Source organism: Bhargavaea massiliensis (assembly GCF_018390575.1).
Lineage (GTDB): Bacteria > Bacillota > Bacilli > Bacillales_A > Planococcaceae > Bhargavaea > Bhargavaea massiliensis.
On sequence record NZ_JAHBCJ010000002.1, the window covers coordinates 20,811 to 38,860 of the forward strand.

An 18,050-nucleotide genomic window follows, 5' to 3' on the forward strand; every position below is an offset into this window, starting at 1 on the left:
GAGAAGCTCCGGTGTCCGGATCTACAAGAGCTATGCAAGTCAGTCAGATTACATGAGTGCAGGATCAACCTATACGAATGAAGTCTACTACATTAAAAAGCAAGCTACGTATCAGAATACCCTTTACTATTTAATCAGCCGTAACGCAAGCAGTACAAAGGGCGTTATAGGGTGGGTAAAGGCATCAGACATGTCTACCCATCCACATGTAGGCGTAGATAAGAATGAGAGGACTTTCTATATTAAAGGAACTGGAAAAAGCTATAGTAAAGCCTGGGGTGGTAGAAAAAACTTAGTTTTAGATGATTTAGCGAGTGCTAAAGGGGCAGTATTTGCAGTTAACTTGACAGAAAAAGTCGGAAGTAACCTATGGTATCGTGGGAAATTTGAGGGTGAAACGATGTGGTTACATTCTTCTAATGTATCGGAGGCTCCTATTTCAGGTGAACAAGTTTCATACTCACCTTATAATGTAACGCTTTCTGAAGCACTGAATGTTCAAATGAAACAATTGCAACAGACGGATAAGTATCTTAATGCAAAAGCCTATGTTGCAGCGAATGCTGTCAACGTTTATGGTGAGATTTTCAGTACAGGAAACGTTAATCTGCGGTCAGAACCAAAACTCGGCAGTGAGTATGTGAAGCATAGCGTCCCGCCTAAAACTACCTTTATGATAGTAAAAGAGGTAATTGGAGATTATTCAAATGGTATTAACAAATGGTATGAAATAGTCTACCAAGGAGAAAGCCTTTACGTGCATGCTCCTTTGGTTAAGCTTACATTTTCCAGGGTTAAACTCAAAACAACTAACGTTTTAGCGGAAGCCAACAGCACAGCCCATGTATACGGCCAGTTGACGCTGAATTCAACACGTAATATTGTAACGATGGGGGAGACCTGGCATGAGATAAAGTATGATGCCTGGAGAAACCCTACCCAAGATGACGTTTTATCCTATCTTGATCCTAATAACAATAGCATTTGGCAACACTTGGATTTATCTGCAGTTGTCAACGTATCCGATAATGAGCTGAATTCTCATCTTATCGGGAAAGGGATTCTGGAGCAAAAAGGAAAGTCCTTCAATGATGGAGCTAAAGCACACTCAATCAACGTTTTTTACCTTATTTCCCATGCGCTACTAGAAACCGGCCACGGAAAATCCGACCTTTCAACTGGTAAAATCAGTGTAGGGATGGTGGCTAATAATAAATGGGCGATTTTTCTACCAGATAAGACTTATACAGCAGAAACCGTGGTTGTGAATGGTAAAACAAATTGGAGAATTGAGGAAAACGGTGCAATCTTAAAAGATAATGTGACCAATGTAAAAAACATTTATAATATGTTCGGGATAGAGGCAGTTGACAGCCATCCTGACATTAGAGGAGCAGTTCGTGCATATCAAGAAAAGTGGTTTACACCAGAAGAGGCTATTGTAGGCGGAGCCAAATTTGTCGGTGCTCGCTATATCCATAATGAATATAAACAAAACACGCTGTATAAAATGCGGTGGAATCCGGCAAATCCTGGCTATCCGCAGTATGCAACTGATATAGGTTGGGCTGTCAAGCAAGTGAACCAAATTAAGAAGTTTTATGATCAAATGGAGACCCCCTTGATTCATTTCGATGTTCCTGTTTACAAATAAATAACAAACAGATATCCAACCTCGTAAGATGGGCATGATAAAAGCCTCCTCTTACGAGGTTATTTATATCCGAACTCTTATAGTGTGATTTAAATTGGTCAAAGTAACGAGCCTTTTATTTAGAAATAAAAGCATATAGGAAAAGGAGTTAAGTCGGAATATATAGAATTAGTCTGAAGTTTCAAACCTTGTTTTTGATGGGAGGTCAACAAAATGTTCATGCCTCAAGTAGTTATCCAGTACGGAAAAACACAACCCGAAAAAGTATATACGACCTTTGAGGGAAGACAGTGGACGTACGGGGAATTCAGGGAGAAGGCGGAGCGGGTCGCCGCATATTTCCGGCAGCAGGGCTACAAGCCGGGTGATGTGATCGCCCTTCTTGCGGGAAACTCGGACTCGTTTGTTGCCGCCTATTTCGGCGTGCAGCTCGGTGGCTTTACACTCATGCCGGTCAACACAAAACTGACGGCGCGGGAGATCGGCTATATCTTCGAGCACTCCGAAGCCAAGTCACTGATTGTCGATGGAGCACTCCGGAAAACAGCGGACGATACGGGCGCCTCTTTCCAGGAAGTGTTGGAGATTGGCGGCTCCAGAGAGTTTGATGCCATCCTGGAAGATTCGGCGCTTATCACCGAGCCGGCGGAACTGAAGCCGGATGATACGGCGGTCATCATGTACACGTCCGGCACAACGGGCAAGCCGAAGGGCGTCATGCTGACGCACCGCAACATTCTGGAGACGGCGGAAATCTGGGCAGAGGCAATGGACGTCACGGCAGACGACCGGATGCAGATTACGACACCGCTGTTCCACTGCGCGGCAAGCCATGTGTTCATGAATGCTGTGTCGGTCAGCGGCGGCTCGCTCGTGATCGAGACGGCGTTCTCTCCGGACAAGACAGTCAAGACACTGGAAGAAAGCCGGGCGACGATGTTCTTCGGGGTGCCGTCCATGTTCGCAATCCTTTTGAACCGACCGGATATCGGGACGCTTACTGTCCCGGATTTGCGGCTGTTCTGCTACGGAGCGGCTCCGATGCCGTATGAACTCGTGAAAAAGCTGAAGGAGACATTCCCTGGCGTCAAAGTCCAAAATCTGTACGGCCAGACGGAAAACACACCTGCTGCGACAACGCTGAAAGACCACTATGCCCTCAGTAAGATCGGTTCGGTCGGTGAGCCGCTTCCAAGAACTGAAGTGCGGGTCGTCGATGAAGAGGGGCGCACGCTCCCGCCGGGGCAGGTCGGCGAAATTGTCGTCAAGGGTCCGCAGGTTATGAAAGGCTACCTGAAGAACGAAGAAGAAACCGCCCGCACAATCCGTGGCGGCTGGCTGTATTCGGGCGACCTCGGGCGTACCGACGAGGACGGCCTGCTGTACATCGTCGACCGGAAAAAGGACATGATTATCCGCGGCGGAGAAAACATCTATCCGCTCGAAATTGAAGAAGTGCTGTTCCAGATCCCCGAAGTTCTTGAAGCCGCTGTGATCGGCATCCCACATCCCGTCTACGGTGAGGTGCCGAAAGCATTTGTGGTCGTCAAGGAAGGGAAAAGTCTCACTGAGGTGGAGACCATCAACTACTGCGCGGAGCATATCGCGAAGTTCAAGCTGCCGGCGGAAGTGGAATTCCTCAAGGAGCTTCCCCGAAACGCCTCGGGCAAGGTACTGAAGCATACGCTCAGGCCGAAAACGGAAGGAGCGAAAGCGTAAAAAAGGACCGGCAGACGCCGGTCCTTTCTAATGGGCGGAAATGCACTGGTCAACGTCTCATTGAACTATAGCAACGCCTCTGCCTGCATAGCAACGTCAGACTCTCCGCTTCCCCGATTATCAACCGCTCTTCTGAATCCAGTTCAACACTTGTGTGAAGTAATCACTTCCTTATTAAAAGGAGACGCCATCGACACCGTGAAACGACTCGGACCTAATGTTTATACTCATGTTCTTTATTTAGTCTGTTACTATTAGTATAATAGTAAGTTAAATAAAACGGTGTTGGGTCTGACATGGAAATTTCCCATTGCAATGGTATTCAGGAGAACCGGCAGGTTGAATGTGTCTAAATTTACTTCCGAAATTGATTTTGCTAATATAGTTTAGAAGGTAGTTTACCGTCCGGCTCTAAAGGGAAAGCTGAAAAGGATTCGGACACAATATTCAGAACCCTTAAAAAGTCTCACTATAGGCTTTTTTTAGTTCGGACGAAATGAAAAAGGAGGGAACAGCAGATGCATTTGCTGCCGCGTGAAGTGGACAAGCTGCTCATCGTAGTGGCGGCCGATCTGGCACGCCGGAGAAAAGACCGGGGGCTGAAATTAAACCATCCGGAGGCGGTTTCACTGATCACCTACGAGGTGCTGGAAGGCGCGCGAGATGGTAAGACTGTCGCCGAACTGATGGAATACGGAGCCAATATCCTTTCCCGGGAAGACGTCATGGAGGGTGTGCCGGAGATGATTCCGGATATCCAGGTTGAGGCGACTTTCCCGGACGGGACGAAGCTCGTTACTGTCCACAATCCGATCCGATAACCAAGACAGGAGGAATCCGACGATGCATCCGGGACAATATGTTCTTCAAGAAGGAGACATCATCTGTAACGAGGGAAGAGAAATGACGACCCTGACCGTAACCAACACGGGCGACCGTCCTGTCCAGGTCGGTTCGCATTATCACTTCTATGAGGTCAATCCGGCGATGAAATTCGACCGGGAACAGGCTTACGGCAAGCGGTTGAATGTGCCGGCGGGCGCCGCGGTGCGCTTCGAGCCGGGAGATGAAAAAGAAGTTCAGCTGATTGATTTTGCGGGCGAGCGGCGCGTCTATGGTTTCCACAACAAAGTCAACGGCCCGCTTGACGGGGAGGAAAAATCATGACGTTCAGAATGACAAGAAAACAATATGCAGAAATGTTCGGCCCGACGACCGGGGACTCGGTGCGCCTGGCGGACACGAATCTGTTTATACGAATTGAGAAGGACTACACGAGCTACGGTGACGAGGTCGTGTTCGGAGGCGGCAAGGTCATCCGTGACGGCATGGGCCAGCACCCGCTCGCGACAAGGGCAGACGGGGCTGCGGATGTTGTCATCACGAATGCCATCATCCTCGACTATACCGGCATCGTGAAGGCTGACATTGCAATCAAGGACGGTCGCATTTCAGGTATCGGAAAGGCGGGCAACCCGCTCGTCATGGACAATGTCGACATCATTATCGGCGCGTCCACCGAGATTATCGCCGGTGAAGGGCTGATCGTGACGGCCGGGGCAATTGACACCCACGTCCACTTCGTCAATCCGATGCAGGTGCAGGTCGCACTTTCTTCGGGCACGACCACTCTGATCGGGGGCGGAACGGGTCCTGCGACCGCCTCCAAGGCGACGACGGTCACACCGGGAGAATGGAGCATCCACCGTATGCTGAAGGCAGCGGAGGGCCTGCCGATCAACATCGGATTTACCGGAAAAGGGCATGCCGCGGCAAAAGAGCCGATTGCCGAACAGGTGCGCGCAGGTGTCATCGGCGTCAAGGTGCATGAAGACTGGGGAGCGACCGGCTCGTCGCTGGATATGGCGCTGTCGGTGGCGGATGAGTATGACGTTCAGGTTGCCCTTCATGCCGATACCTTGAACGAAAGCGGGTTCATGGAAGAAACCATGGCCGCCGTCAAGGACCGCGTCCTTCATATGTACCACACGGAAGGGGCCGGCGGAGGCCATGCACCGGACCTTATCAAGTCGGCCGGATACATGAATATCCTTCCTTCGTCGACCAACCCGACACTGCCGTATACGGTCAATACGATTGACGAACACCTGGACATGGTCATGGTCTGCCATAACCTGAACCCATCCGTACCGGAAGATATCGCCTTTGCGGACTCCCGGATCCGTCGGGAAACGATCGCGGCGGAAGATATCCTCCAGGACATGGGGGTGTTCAGCATGGTCAGCTCCGACTCCCAGGCGATGGGCCGAGTCGGGGAAGTGACGCTCCGCACATGGCAGGTCGCGGACAAAATGAAGATGCAGCGCGGCCTTCTGAAGGGCGACAGTGACTATGCCGACAACAACCGGGCCAAGCGCTATATTGCAAAATACACCATCAACCCGGCAATCACACATGGGATTTCCGAGCATGTCGGCTCCATTGAAGTCGGCAAGATTGCGGATCTTGTTCTCTGGCACCCGGCGTTCTTCGGGGTCAAACCTGAAATGGTGCTGAAGACAGGTCTTGCGGTGTCTGGCCTGATGGGTGATGCCAATGCTTCCATCCCGACGCCGCAGCCGTACATCATGCGGCCGATGTATGCCCAGTACGGCAAAGCGCTGCAGGAAAGCTCGATCACCTTTATCTCGAAGGCCGCATACGAAGACGGCGTCCATGAGAAGCTGGGACTCGAAAAACGGGTCCTTCCGGTCGGAGGTATCCGTACGCTGACGAAAAAGGACATGAAACTCAACTCGGAAACACCGGAAATCGAAGTCGATCCGCAAACGTATGAAGTTCATGTGGACGGGGAGCACCTGACTTGCGACCCGGTAGACCGGGTGCCGATGGGTCAACGATACTTCTTATTCTGAGGTGAAAAATAGATGATTATTGAACGGATCTTGGGCAATCTGGATGAAATGGATCCGAACGAGATCGGGAACCGCCATAAAGAAAAGGTCCTGCTGGAAAGCGATGCGCTCGTCAAGCGCATCCTGCGGGTCAAGACCGATCACGGGACGGAACTGGGCATCCGCCTGAAGGAACCGCGCGATCTGAGGGCGGGGGATGTGCTTTACATGGATGAAGGCAACATGATCGTCGTGGACGTCATGACGGATGACCTGCTTGTCATACGGCCGCGGTCCATCGGCGAGATGGGCATGATTGCGCATCAGCTTGGAAACCGTCATCTCCCGGCCCAGTTTGAAGGGGATGAAATGCTCGTACAGTACGACTATCTTGTCGAAGACTTGCTGAAGGAACTTGAAATCCCCTATGCGCGAGAAGACAGGAAAGTGAAGGAAGCTTTCCGGCACATCGGGCACAGCCATGACTGACCGGATGCTGGCACTGCTGCAGCTTTGCGATTCCAACCTGCCGACGGGCTCGTTCAGCCATTCATTCGGGTTGGAGACGTATATCCAGAGCGGCGCGGTATCGGATCGCAAGTCGTTTGAGGAATGGCTGTCCTGCTATGTCGGTGAGCAGCTCGCTTATACGGATGGCATCGCCTGCCGCATGGTCTATGACGCGCTGGAAGAAGGGGACATGGAGGCGGTCTGTACAATCGGCAGTCAGCTCCATGTCCAAAACCTTCCGCGGGAGACACGCCAAGGGACCCGGATGATCGGGGAAGGCATGCTGAGGCTGTTCGGACGCCTGTATGATTTTCCATTTCTGGCCGAATACGGCCGGCTCGTCAAAGAAAAGCGAACCGTACCCCATCCGGCCGTTGTTTTTGCCATCACGGCCCACGGGCTCGGATGCAGCCGCGACGAAGCGATCCTGTATCATTTTTATGCAACCGTCTCCGGGCTGATCCAGAATGCGGTACGGGCGATTCCGCTTGGCCAGACCGCGGGGCAGTTGACCCTTAATCACATTCGTCCGCTGTTGCGGCGGACGGCGGAAAAGGCCCTTGCATTGCCTGATGAGGACTTCGGCCTGGTTGCGCCGGGACTGGAATTGTCGCAGATGCAACATGAACGGGTAAATGTCCGGATTTTCATGTCCTGAAACGGAAGGCAAAGCAGACGACCTATGAGAAACTCATATTATTCGCATCAGCCGCTTTTCGGCAGCTACTCCGAAGAAAGCGGACCCCGGACCATGAGAAAAGGACTGATGTGATTGATCAATATATCCACATAGAAGGGAAATGGTTAGATGGAACCGATCAGAATCGGAGTCGGCGGCCCAGTCGGCGCCGGCAAGACAATGCTCGTTGAAAAACTGACCCGCCGCATGAAAGGCGACGTCAACATGGCGGTAGTCACGAATGATATCTATACGAAGGAAGACGCGAAATTCCTTATCGCGCACGGTGTACTCGAGGATGATCGCATCATCGGCGTGGAGACGGGAGGCTGCCCGCACACTGCCATCCGTGAAGATGCCTCGATGAACTTTGCTGCAATTGATGAACTTGTGTCACGCCATCCTGACGTGGAGCTTATTTTCGTTGAAAGCGGCGGTGACAACCTGGCAGCCACGTTCAGCCCTGAACTGGTCGACTTCTCTATTTATATCATCGACGTTGCCCAGGGGGAGAAAATTCCCCGCAAGGGCGGGCAGGGAATGATCAAGTCCGACCTTTTCATCATCAACAAGACAGACCTCGCCCCGCACGTCGGCGCGAGCCTGGAAGTGATGGCGGAAGACACGAAGAAATTCCGCGGCGACAAGCCGTTCGTCTTCACGAACCTGAAGACGGAGGAAGGTCTCGACAAAGTGATCGACTGGATCAACAATCAAGTCTTGCTTAAAGGACTGGCTTGATCATGACGGAATGGACAGGGGAGCTTTCCCTCTCCCTCGAGGACCGGGCGGGAAAAACCGTTGCCCGGAATGTCTATTTCCAAGGGGCGTTCAAGGTGATGCGCCCGATTTATCATGATGATTCGGGAAAAGTGTGCTACTATCTCCTGAACCCGGGCGGCGGATACCTCGACGGGGACAGGTACCGGATGGATGTCACAGCGGAGCCGGGTTCCCGGGTCACGCTGACGACTCAGGGTGCGACGAAAGTCTACAAGACGCCGAAGGACCATGCGTACCAGGAGACAACGATGACACTCAAGTCCGGAAGTTATCTGGAGTACTTGCCGGATCCGCTCATTGCATACAAGGACGCCAGCTATCGCCAGAAGAACATCGTCCATATGGAGCACGGCGCGATTTTTTTATACACAGACATTCTCACACCGGGCTGGTCTCCGGACGGCGGGCATTTTGCCTACGATTCCGTGCGGCTCACCAATGAGATCTATCTGGACGGAGAGCCTGCGGTGTTTGACAACGTCCGGCTATCCCCTTCGGAGCAACAGGTGGGCAGTCTGGGTTTCATGGAAGGATACACACACCTTGGCTCGATGATTGCCATCGGCGAGCAGACAACGGACGGCCTGATCGATGTCCTTTATGATGTGCTGGCCGAAACGGCGGATGCGGAGGATGTAAAGTACGGCGTCTCCCGTCTCGCAGTTCCGGGGTTCAGTATCCGCGTCCTCGCTAGATCGACCGGAAAAATCGAAAAGATGCTGAATGCCTGCCACAAGAAGATCAGCGAAGAATGGCTCGGCCTGACGCCTGCATCCCTAAGGAAATATTGAGTCATTAAACTAAATCCGGAGTCGGCTTGACTCCGGATTTTCTTTTATAGGTTGAAAAAGAATGCTTATTTCGTTATTGTGAGGGGAAACTCCAGTAATAAGGAGGAGACGGAAATGCAGGAAAACAATCAGGGGAAAACAGAACAGGAACAGGTCGTAGACAGTTTTGAAGTCGAGCCGCTGTTTCAGGACCGGCCTCACGAACGGTTGGCATTCACATTCAAAATTGCAGGAGACGAATATAAGGGTCACTTCCATGAAGGGGAAATCCAATGGATGCATCCCCACCCGAAACAACTGATCGGACAGGAAAAGGCGGAGCAAATCGAATATATTATTTATAAATTGATGAGACAGTCCGGCCACGTGGATGACGAACCTCAGGACCTCGTCGTGAGGCCTGCCTTTGAGGACCGTCCGCATGAACGTTGCGAATTCAAGTTGAAGGTCCAGGGAGAGACGTTCAAAGGATTTATTCATGACGGGGAAGTCCAGTGGTTCCATCCTCAGCCTCATCAGAAGTTGGAAGACGAACAAGTCGAAGAACTGGAGAAACTCGTCCAGGATGGAGTCGGCACACCAGATGAAGGCTGCGCTGAACAGGAAAAAACGGCGAAAGGCAACGCCTGAGAAAACCGGGATGCATCCCGGTAAATATAGAAAGAGCCCGGTTTTCGCCAAACCGGGCTTTTCTGTATGGATCAAGTTGTTCAGTCCGCCTGCTTATCCCAGTCCTCGATGTTCCAGAGGATACCGAACCCGTGATGGCCGAGCGTGCGGTCACTGATGCCTGAGGCCTGTTCATTCACGCCGTACAAGGCATCAAGGTAGACGAGGAAGGTGTAGGGCGGATCTTCGTCGAGCGCTTCCAGGAAGCGCCCGTATGCCGCTTTCCGTTCTTCCGGGTCTGCCGCGGTGCGGGCTTCAGTCAGAAGGCGGTCGACTTCCTCATTCCGGTATTTACCGAAATTGTATTGGCCTCCTCCAATTTCACTGCTGTGGAACAGGCGGTACGTATGGTCATCAGGGTCGAATTCGCTGCCCCAACCGATGAGGAGCGCTTCTTCGCCGTCGTATTTGACCGCATTCTGGTCGACAGGTTTTGGTTCAGCCTGAATGCCGAGCGGCTTGAGCTGTTGGGAGACCACATTGGCAAGCGCGACACGAACGGTGTCTTGCGCGGGGGCGACGAGTTCAAAGCTCAGCAGCTTCCCGTCCTTCTCGAGGATGCCGTCACTGTTTTTCTCCCAGCCGGCTTCTGCAAGCAGTTGAGCTGCCCGTTCAGGGTCTGGTCCTCCGGTCCGTCCGGCATCAGGATGGGCGGCCCAGGATTTCTGGAGAGGCCCGTATGCCGCTTCTCCTTTGCCGTCGAGAATTCCTTCGACCAACGCCTCGCGGTCAACCGCGAGGCTGATGGCCTGCCGGACTTTCGGGTCTTCGAAAATCTCAAGGTCGAAGTTATACATGATAGCGCGGTAATCGGCTGTGTCGATCTCATGGATCTTGATCGGGTCCGAGTCTTTCACGGCTTCCACCTGGGAAGGGGCGAGGCTGGCCAGGTCGATTTCTCCCGCTTTCAGCTGAACAAGGCGGGTGTTGGCATCCGGCACAGGCTTGAATACGACTTCATCCAGCTTCGGCTTGTTGCCGTAATAATCGTGATTCCGCTCCAGCACAATCGTGCCGTCGCCTTTCCATTCCTTCAGGCGAAACGGGCCGTTGCCGACCGGATTGCGGTTGAATTCAGCTTCGGCAAGGTTTTCATCCTCGAGCAGGTGCTTCGGGACGATGCCGACTTTCAGCTTGTCGAGGAGCGGAGGATACGGGCGGTGCAGCGTGAGTTCCACTTCATAATCACCGGTGGCCCGGACGTTCGAAATCTCTTGGAATTCGCCGGTGATCGGTGTGTTGGTATCGGGATCCAGGATTTTTTGGAGTGTGAAAACCACATCATCCGCTTTGACAGGTTCCCCGTCCTGCCAGACGGCGTCTTCCCGCAGCTTGAACGTGTAGGTGAGCAGATCCTTGCTGATTGTCCAGCTTTCGGCCAGATCAGGGGTCACTTTGTTTTGTTCATCCGGCTTTGTCAGGCCCCGGAACAGCAGCGCGTCGATTTCCTGGCTTTCATCGAGGACCGGGTTCACCCGGTCAATCTCGGCTTCCATGCCGTAGACCAGCTGCTTGGTCCCGTCCGCGCCCTGGCCGGCAGGCTGTGCGCCGCACGCGCCGGCCAGGGCGGCGAAGAAAACGGCCGCGATGCCGATCAGTGGTTTCTTCAATGAATTTCTCATAGAATTCCTCCTTCATAGTTGGATAGGTGAGTCTCCCCGTCCCGGTACGTGTGCGAGGAGTGATTGGGTATAAGGGTGGCCGGATGAGGCCAGTTCGTCGGGCGATCCGCCGTCGACGATCCGCCCCTGACGGATCACATAAATTTTGTTGCAGAGGGCGAAGGCGGTCCGGATGTCATGGGTGATGAACAGGAAGGCTACACCTTCCCGGTCGCGGAGGGAGCGGATCAGGCGGATCATTCTGGCTTGAGTGCTCATGTCGAGGCTCGCGAACGGCTCATCGAGGACGACGAGTTCAGCGGAGACGGCAAGCGTCCGTGCCAGTGCAAGCCTCTGGTTCATGCCGCCAGACAGTTCAACGGGATATTGAAGGGCGGTTTCAGGAGATAGGCCGACTTCCGCCAGAAGGGAGCGGGCGGCCTGTTCCCGTTCGGTTCTCTTGGCTCCCCGGTATTCAAGGCCTTCTGTGACCAGGCGACCAGCCGTCCAGCCCGGGTTAAATGAGGAGGCAGGGTCCTGATGCACCCATTGGACGGCTTCCGGCCAGTTTCCTCTGCCGAGCCAGGTGATCGTCCCGGCCTGTGCGGTCTCGATGCCGGCCAGAAGCCGTGCAAGGGTGCTTTTCCCGCCTCCGCTTTCACCGATCAGCCCGACAATTTCTCCGGAACCGATTGAGAGGGACGTTTCATCCAATGCCTGGACCTCTCTTTTTTTGAACAGGCTGCCTGTCCGGTAAGAATGGGACAGGCCGGATACGCCCAAAAGGAGAGGGGGCGTGGCGGCTTTTCCCGCAGTCGGGACTTCGCCGACCGTCCGCCAGTCATCCGCAAGCTGCCGGGCTGCATGGGAGTGCGGAGCGGCGAATAATTCGGGTGCGGCTCGGTCTTCCGCCAGCCTGCCGCTGTCCATGACGAGGACACGGTCTGCCATCTCGCGTGCGACACCCAGGTCATGTGTGACCATAAGCAGTGTGCCGCCGGTCTCTTTTTTCCATTCCTTCAGAAGTTCGAGGACGGCTGCCTGGATGTTCAGGTCCAGTGCGGTTGTCGGTTCGTCCGCGATAAGGAGCTCCGGTTCCAGAGATGCGGCAAGCGCAATCTGGATCCGCTGGCGCATTCCGCCGGACAACTCATGCGGATAGGCTGCTGCCGCGCGGTCGGGGTCAGGGATGCCTGCCCGGCTGATCCACTGAAGCGCGCGCATGTCTGCGTCTTTTCCTTTTAAGCCAAAGTGAACGGAAAACAGCTCCCTGAAGTGCTGTCCGATCGTGCGGATCGGATCGAAAGTTCCGGATGAATCCTGGAAGACGATGCCGGCCCCGCGGCCAAGGTACGTACGGCGGCGTTTGTCCGGCATATGGAAGACCGATTCCCCGCGGAACCGGACCGCCCCCGATGCCCGGAGCCCGTCCGGCAACAATCCGAGTGCAGCGCGTGCGGTCATGCTTTTGCCCGAGCCGCTCTTGCCGATCATGACGGCAGTTTCGCCTTCCGGCAAGCTGAATGTCAGACCGGAGAGAATTTCCCCCCGCTCACCGGCCACCGTCAAACGTTCAAATTCCAGTATGGCCATGCGGGTTTCTCTCCTTTTTTAATGAATAGCGACGGGGACCGGCCTGCAGCCGGTCTCCGAGTACATGGATGAAATAGATGGTCAGCGCGATGCAAAGCCCGGGGAACACGGCAAGCCACCATGCCCCTGACATCAGGTATCCCTGTGCACCGTTCAGCATATTGCCCCAGGATGGTGTGGTCTGGGGAATGCCCAGACCGAGGAAGCTGAGTGTCGCTTCGGCGAGGATGGCATGCCCCGCGCTGCTTGCGGCGAGTACGATGATCGACGGCATCAAGCGGGGGAACAAGTGGATGATAAAACGCCGCCATGGACCCGCCCCAAGCTTCTTCGCCGCAAGGACATAAGTTTCCTTGCGGATGGACCTGATTTCCGTCCGGATTACCCGGGCAATCAGCATCCATCCCGTAAAGCCGATGACGAGAATTACGGACAGGAGCCCGGCAGGCGAGATGGCCTGCAATCCGATCATGAGGAGGAGGGAAGGGACGCTGAGCATCATGTCGGTGACCCGCATGATCAGCCTGTCGATGAATCCGCCGGCCAGTCCGCTGACCGTGCCGAGGATCACTCCGACCAGGACGGAAAGCGCCATGGCGAGAAAGCCGACTGCAAGTGAGACCCGGCCGCCGTAAAGCAGTCGCGACCATACGTCGCGGCCGAGTTCGTCCGTGCCGAGCGGATTCCCGCTGGCGGGCGCCTGTAGAATCCGGTCCATCCTCACTTCGGTTGGATCTGCTCCTGCAAGCAACGGTGCAGCGGATGAAAGAAGGATAAGCAGGAACAGGCCCGCGGATGCCGGTGAAACGATCGCATATCTCATCTTCATCATCTTGCGCCTCCTTCCGAATCGACTTCCCGAAGCCGCGGATCGATCCAAGCCGCCAAGAGGCCGGCAAGCAGATTAACGAGGATGACGAAAGCCATGCTGAGCAGGATAATCGCGAGCAGGACCGGGTAGTCATGGGCAAGCGCAGACTTCAGCGCGAGCCGCCCAAGCCCAGGCCAGGAAAAGATGGTCTCCACTACAACGGAGCCCGCCAGCGACACGGCGAGCGATGCACCGGTATAGACGATCAGCGGGGCAGCGGCATTCGGCAGGATATGGGAGAGCACAATCCGTCGGAATGGAACACCGCGGGCGCGGAGTGCCAGAAGATGGCCGCCGGCAGAGGAAGCGGCGAAATGATTCCGGAAAAGCCGGATATAATAGCCTGCATGGGATAGTGCGATGACAAGGGCGGGCAAGATCAGGTGCCGAATGGAAAACGGTCCTGCACCCATGCCGGAGGACGGCAGGACACCCAGGCGGATTGAGAAGAACAGCATCATCATGAGCCCCAGCCAAAAAGGGGGAATCGCCATGAGCATGACGCTCGCCGCGAGGACAGTCCGGTCATATAGACCGTCCCGCCGGAGTGCCGACGTGAGGCCAAACAACAGGGCCATCCCGATCATCAGCACCTGGGACGCGACGAGCAGCACGGCGGTGGGCAGGAAAGTGCGGACAATCACTTTATCCGCAGGCTCTCCAGTGAGATAGGAAGCTCCCCAATTGCCCTGAAGCACTTGGGAAGCCCAATGAATGTATTGAACGGGAAGCGGCTCGTCCAGTCCGAGGTTCTCAGAAATCCTCAGGCGGTCGGCCTCGGTCAGCTTTTGCAGCTGATCCCCGTACATGGCAGCGGCCGGATCTCCCGGGATGAGGCGGATAAACGCAAAGACAAGCAAGCTTCCGAGAACAAGCACGAAGGCCGATTCAGCTACCCGTTTCACTAAAAACAAAGCCATTTCTGACCTACTTTCCACAATAAACGTACTCATTTATTTTAGCATATGGCGTATCCGGTGGCATCCGGGACGCAAGGAAAAGGACCGGCGTCTGCCGGTCCTTTTCAGTCGTATGAAATCGCCCTCGTAAATGTCCCGATGGAGGATCGCAACGTTGCAGCTTAGTACTATGACGTCTCACCTGTTCTCGGCGTCCGAGCTCTCGAGCCAGGACTTCGCCCGAAGGAGGCGGGGAAGCGGCAGTGGAAGACGTTTGTTGTTCTGAAAGAAGGGAAGGATAGTTCGGTAGAGATACGTGTGGCCGCAAGGAGATATGAGAGTGATGCAAAATTGAAGGAGGAGTAGAAATTGGGCGAAATCAACTATATCAGAAGCGCGCTGAAAAAGCAGGGGTTTCCTGCCCTCGCGTCGGATCTGCCCGTTCTTGCAGGACTGATGGCTGAAGTCAGCCGAGCCGAGTCGGATCTCCGGGAATTTCCGGAAGTGACGAAGCAGCTGCCGGTGACCGTTGTGCAGAAGGAGTTGCTGAAATGACGGATCTCATCATGTACCCGGCAGAAAAGCTTGCGCCGCTCATTCGCTCCAAACAGTTGTCCCCGGTAGAACTCACCCGGCAGATGCTGGACCGGATCGAAGAGGCGGAACCGGTGATCCGGGCCTTTATCACACCGCCGAACGAGCGGATTCTTGAGCAGGCAAGACAGGCGGAAAAGGAAATCATGCGAGGGGAGTACCGGGGACCGCTCCACGGCATCCCCGTCGGCATCAAGGACAATTACTGGACGGAGGGTATCCGGACGACGGACGGCTTCAGGCTTTATGATGATTTTGTCCCTGAGCAGACGGCAACCTCGGCGGACAGGCTGCTGAAGGCCGGGACCATCATGATCGGCAAACTGAACATGCATGAGCTGGCCTCCGGTCTGACCGGAACGAATCCGTTTTACGGGACCACGAGGAACCCTTGGGATACCCGTCATATGCCGGGCGGTTCGAGCGGCGGAAGCGGCGCGGCCCTGGCTGCGGGGATGGCTGTACTCGCCACCGGAACGGATACGTTCGGTTCGATCCGCATGCCGGCTTCGATGTGCGGTGTCTACGGCCTGAAACCGACCTACGGGCTGGTCAGCACATTCGGCGTCATCCCGGCTGCGCCTTCGCTGGACCATGCGGGGCCGATGGCGCGTTCTGTGTGGGATCTGGCGCAGATGCTCCAGGTCATGGCGGGTCATGACCCAAAAGATCCGGGCAGCCTTCATGTGAAAAGTGAGGACTACACAACCCGCCTGAACGAGGGCATTGGCGGATTCACGATCGGCGTACCCTCGTATTACATGAAAGGCCTTGACCCGGATATCGAGCGTCTTTTCAGAAATGCGATCGCAAAGCTGGAGCGGCTAGGTGCGGAAATTATTGAAATTGAACTCCCCGAGCTGTCCATGGCGACATTCGCAGGCATGGTCATCACGAACGGCGAAGCCGCAGCCACCCAGGCGGACGGTCTTAAGATGCAGCCAAAAGCCTATTCAAAAGACGTCCGGACACTTCTTCTGTCCGGAGCCCTCTCGCATACGACCCAATATATCAAAGCCCAGCAAGCACGCCGGGGGATGGTGGAAGGATTCAGACGTGCCTTCCGCGAAGTCGACTTTTTGCTCGGCCCGGTCAGTCCGATGACGACACCTAAATTCTCGGATTTCTGGGAAGAACAGAACCTGGAAGTGGTGCGGCGCTCTCTGCCATTCACCTCTCCGGCAAATCTGACGGGAGTGCCTTCCCTGAGTCTCCCGATGGGGCTCGATACGAGAGGATTGCCGGCAGGCATGCAACTCATCGGCCCCCATCTTTCGGAAGCCCGGCTGCTTCAGGCCGGATACGCATGGGAACAGACGAAGCCGATCCGGTATTGGCCGGAGCGGACAACGGCTCAATAAGAAAGGACCGGCGGCCGCCGGTCCTTTCTGCTTTGTCAACGTCTCAATGGAGTATGTTAACGTTTCACCAGTTCTCGACGTCCTGCCGCTCGCCCTTGAAATTGTTTTTCGTGGAGTGGCGTTCGTGGAGCACCTGCTCGACCTCATGGAACTCAATGCCCTGCTCGTGAAGCAGGACGAACAGGTGATAAAGCAGGTCGGCGGTCTCGTTTTTCAGCTCTTCGCGGTCGCGCGTCATCGCCGCGATGACAACTTCGAAGCTTTCCTCGCCGAACTTCTTCGCGATTTTGTCGAGCCCCTTGCCGAGGAGGTAGTTGGTGTAGGAGCCTTCATCGGCATCCGCCTGGCGGTCGCGGATCATGGCTTCGAGCGAAAGAAGCGGGGAAGCGGGTTCGTCACCGAAGCAGCTTTTCGTCCCGGTGTGGCAGGTAGGGCCCGCCGGTTCCACCCGGATCAGGAGGGTATCGTCGTCGCAGTCGAGCGCCATCGATTTCACGCGCTGGACGTGACCGCTTGATTCGCCTTTTTTCCAGAGGCGTTCCTTGCTGCGGGACCAGAACCAGACAACGCCGTCCTCAAGTGTCTTCTCATAGGCTTCCTCGTTCATGTAGCCGAGCATGAGGACGGTGTGGTCCGTCCAGTGCTGCAGCACCGCCGGGACAAGTCCTTTGGAGAAGTCAGGCTTCATTCGGCACACCCCCGGCCGTCATGCGGACCGGAATACCGGCATCCGATAGGAGGGATTTGACCTCGCCGACGGTCGTTTCTTCGTTATGGAAGATGGATGCGGCAAGTCCAGCCGACACATCTGTTTCGCGGAACAGCTCGACGAAGTCATCGGCATTGCCGGCGCCGCCCGATCCAATGACCGGGACGGTGACGGCTTTTTCCACGGCTTTGAGGAGGGCGAGGTCGAAACCGTCCTTTGTGCCGTCCGCTTCCATGCTCGTCAGGAGGATCTCGCCGGCCCCGAGCTTTTCGCCTTCGGTGACCCAGTCCAGTACGCGGACGTCGGTCTTCTTCTTGCCGCCGTGCGTAAAGCAGAACCAGTCCTGCGCTTCCTCATCCCAGCCGGCATCAACGGACAGGCAGACGCATTGGCTGCCGAAGCGTTCTGCCGCTTCGCGGATCAATTCGGGACGGGCAAGCGCCGCAGAGTTGATGCTGACCTTGTCGGCGCCGGCTTTAAGCAGGCGCCCGATGTCATCCGCCGTGCGGATGCCGCCGCCGATGGCGAGCGGGATGAACAGCACTTCCGCTGTCCGCTTGATGACGTCGAGCATGAGGTCGTGGCCTTCGTCTGTCGCGGAGACATCGAGAAAAACGAGTTCGTCGGCACCAGCCGCGTTGTACCGTGCGGCAAATTCCACCGGATCGCCGATGTCGCGGAGCCCCTTAAAGTTGATGCCCTTGACCACCCGGCCGTCTTTCACGTCCAGGCAGGGAATGATGCGTTTTTTGATCATTGCGG

Annotated in this window: 18 protein-coding genes; 12 read left to right on the forward strand and 6 right to left on the reverse strand. The window is 55.1% G+C overall.

The features are described from left to right. The 10 genes from KHA84_RS02905 to KHA84_RS02950 all read left to right on the forward strand — a co-directional run. Nucleotides 1–1,654 (forward strand): N-acetylglucosaminidase (locus tag KHA84_RS02905; protein WP_213422031.1); only part of this gene is annotated, 1,654 nt, incomplete at its 5' end. Nucleotides 1,655–1,867: 213 nt separating this feature from the next. After that, on the forward strand, nt 1,868–3,373 hold the full coding sequence (locus tag KHA84_RS02910) for a class I adenylate-forming enzyme family protein (protein WP_213422032.1): 1,506 nt from the start codon (nt 1,868–1,870) through the stop codon (nt 3,371–3,373). Between the two features lie 518 nt (nt 3,374–3,891). Next, nucleotides 3,892–4,194 carry an urease subunit gamma gene (locus KHA84_RS02915; RefSeq protein WP_092094701.1) on the forward strand — a complete coding sequence of 101 codons (303 nt, stop codon included), beginning with the start codon at nt 3,892–3,894 and terminating at the stop codon, nt 4,192–4,194. A gap of 22 nt (nt 4,195–4,216) precedes the next feature. Beyond that, on the forward strand, nt 4,217–4,540 hold the full coding sequence (locus tag KHA84_RS02920) for an urease subunit beta (protein ID WP_213422033.1): 324 nt from the start codon (nt 4,217–4,219) through the stop codon (nt 4,538–4,540). Next, the gene (ureC, locus tag KHA84_RS02925) at nt 4,537–6,249 is read left to right on the forward strand and encodes an urease subunit alpha (protein ID WP_213422034.1); all 1,713 of its coding nucleotides are present in this window, start codon (nt 4,537–4,539) and stop codon (nt 6,247–6,249) included. Before KHA84_RS02920 ends, ureC begins: the two co-directional genes overlap by 4 nt. Before the next feature lie 12 nt (nt 6,250–6,261). Beyond that, nucleotides 6,262–6,717: an urease accessory protein UreE gene (ureE, locus tag KHA84_RS02930; protein ID WP_213422035.1), complete on the forward strand. Its 456-nt coding sequence runs from the start codon at nt 6,262–6,264 to the stop codon at nt 6,715–6,717. Next, complete coding sequence (locus KHA84_RS02935; RefSeq protein WP_213422036.1) at nt 6,710–7,396, forward strand: urease accessory protein UreF; 687 nt, start codon at nt 6,710–6,712, stop codon at nt 7,394–7,396. The genes ureE and KHA84_RS02935 overlap by 8 nt, the downstream gene beginning before the upstream one ends. Before the next feature lie 150 nt (nt 7,397–7,546). After that, nucleotides 7,547–8,158: an urease accessory protein UreG gene (gene ureG / locus KHA84_RS02940; RefSeq protein WP_213422037.1), complete on the forward strand. Its 612-nt coding sequence runs from the start codon at nt 7,547–7,549 to the stop codon at nt 8,156–8,158. A gap of 2 nt (nt 8,159–8,160) precedes the next feature. Continuing rightward, nucleotides 8,161–8,991: an urease accessory protein UreD gene (locus KHA84_RS02945; RefSeq protein WP_213422038.1), complete on the forward strand. Its 831-nt coding sequence runs from the start codon at nt 8,161–8,163 to the stop codon at nt 8,989–8,991. Nucleotides 8,992–9,105: 114 nt separating this feature from the next. Then, on the forward strand, nt 9,106–9,621 hold the full coding sequence (locus KHA84_RS02950) for a hypothetical protein (RefSeq protein ID WP_213422039.1): 516 nt from the start codon (nt 9,106–9,108) through the stop codon (nt 9,619–9,621). 80 nt (nt 9,622–9,701) lie between these two features. On the opposite strand, the gene KHA84_RS02955 is transcribed toward KHA84_RS02950, so the two are convergent. Genes KHA84_RS02955 through KHA84_RS02970 form a run of 4 tightly spaced genes read right to left on the reverse strand, consistent with a single transcriptional unit; the run spans nt 9,702 to nt 14,645 of the window. Continuing rightward, on the reverse strand, nt 9,702–11,282 hold the full coding sequence (locus KHA84_RS02955; RefSeq protein WP_213422040.1) for an ABC transporter substrate-binding protein: 1,581 nt from the start codon (nt 11,280–11,282) through the stop codon (nt 9,702–9,704). 12 nt (nt 11,283–11,294) lie between these two features. Next, entirely contained in the window at nt 11,295–12,854 is a 1,560-nt protein-coding gene (locus tag KHA84_RS02960; protein ID WP_213422041.1) for an ATP-binding cassette domain-containing protein, read from the reverse strand. Beyond that, nucleotides 12,835–13,686: an ABC transporter permease gene (locus KHA84_RS02965; protein ID WP_213422042.1), complete on the reverse strand. Its 852-nt coding sequence runs from the start codon at nt 13,684–13,686 to the stop codon at nt 12,835–12,837. The genes KHA84_RS02960 and KHA84_RS02965 overlap by 20 nt, the downstream gene beginning before the upstream one ends. Then, nucleotides 13,683–14,645, reverse strand: a complete 963-nt coding sequence (locus tag KHA84_RS02970) for an ABC transporter permease (protein ID WP_213422043.1) — start codon at nt 14,643–14,645, stop codon at nt 13,683–13,685. The genes KHA84_RS02965 and KHA84_RS02970 overlap by 4 nt, the downstream gene beginning before the upstream one ends. A 348-nt stretch (nt 14,646–14,993) precedes the next feature. On the opposite strand from KHA84_RS02970, the gene KHA84_RS02975 reads away from it, so the two are divergent. Continuing rightward, on the forward strand, nt 14,994–15,179 hold the full coding sequence (locus tag KHA84_RS02975; RefSeq protein ID WP_213422044.1) for a hypothetical protein: 186 nt from the start codon (nt 14,994–14,996) through the stop codon (nt 15,177–15,179). Then, complete coding sequence (locus KHA84_RS02980; RefSeq protein WP_213422045.1) at nt 15,176–16,579, forward strand: amidase; 1,404 nt, start codon at nt 15,176–15,178, stop codon at nt 16,577–16,579. Before KHA84_RS02975 ends, KHA84_RS02980 begins: the two co-directional genes overlap by 4 nt. 64 nt (nt 16,580–16,643) lie before the next feature. Here KHA84_RS02980 and hisIE read toward each other — a convergent pair whose 3' ends face one another. Together hisIE and hisF are read right to left on the reverse strand one after the other, a co-directional pair. Next, on the reverse strand, nt 16,644–17,267 hold the full coding sequence (hisIE, locus tag KHA84_RS02985) for a bifunctional phosphoribosyl-AMP cyclohydrolase/phosphoribosyl-ATP diphosphatase HisIE (protein ID WP_213422046.1): 624 nt from the start codon (nt 17,265–17,267) through the stop codon (nt 16,644–16,646). Beyond that, entirely contained in the window at nt 17,257–18,045 is a 789-nt protein-coding gene (gene hisF, locus KHA84_RS02990) for an imidazole glycerol phosphate synthase subunit HisF (RefSeq protein WP_213422047.1), read from the reverse strand. The genes hisIE and hisF overlap by 11 nt, the downstream gene beginning before the upstream one ends. Nucleotides 18,046–18,050 lie beyond the last annotated feature (5 nt).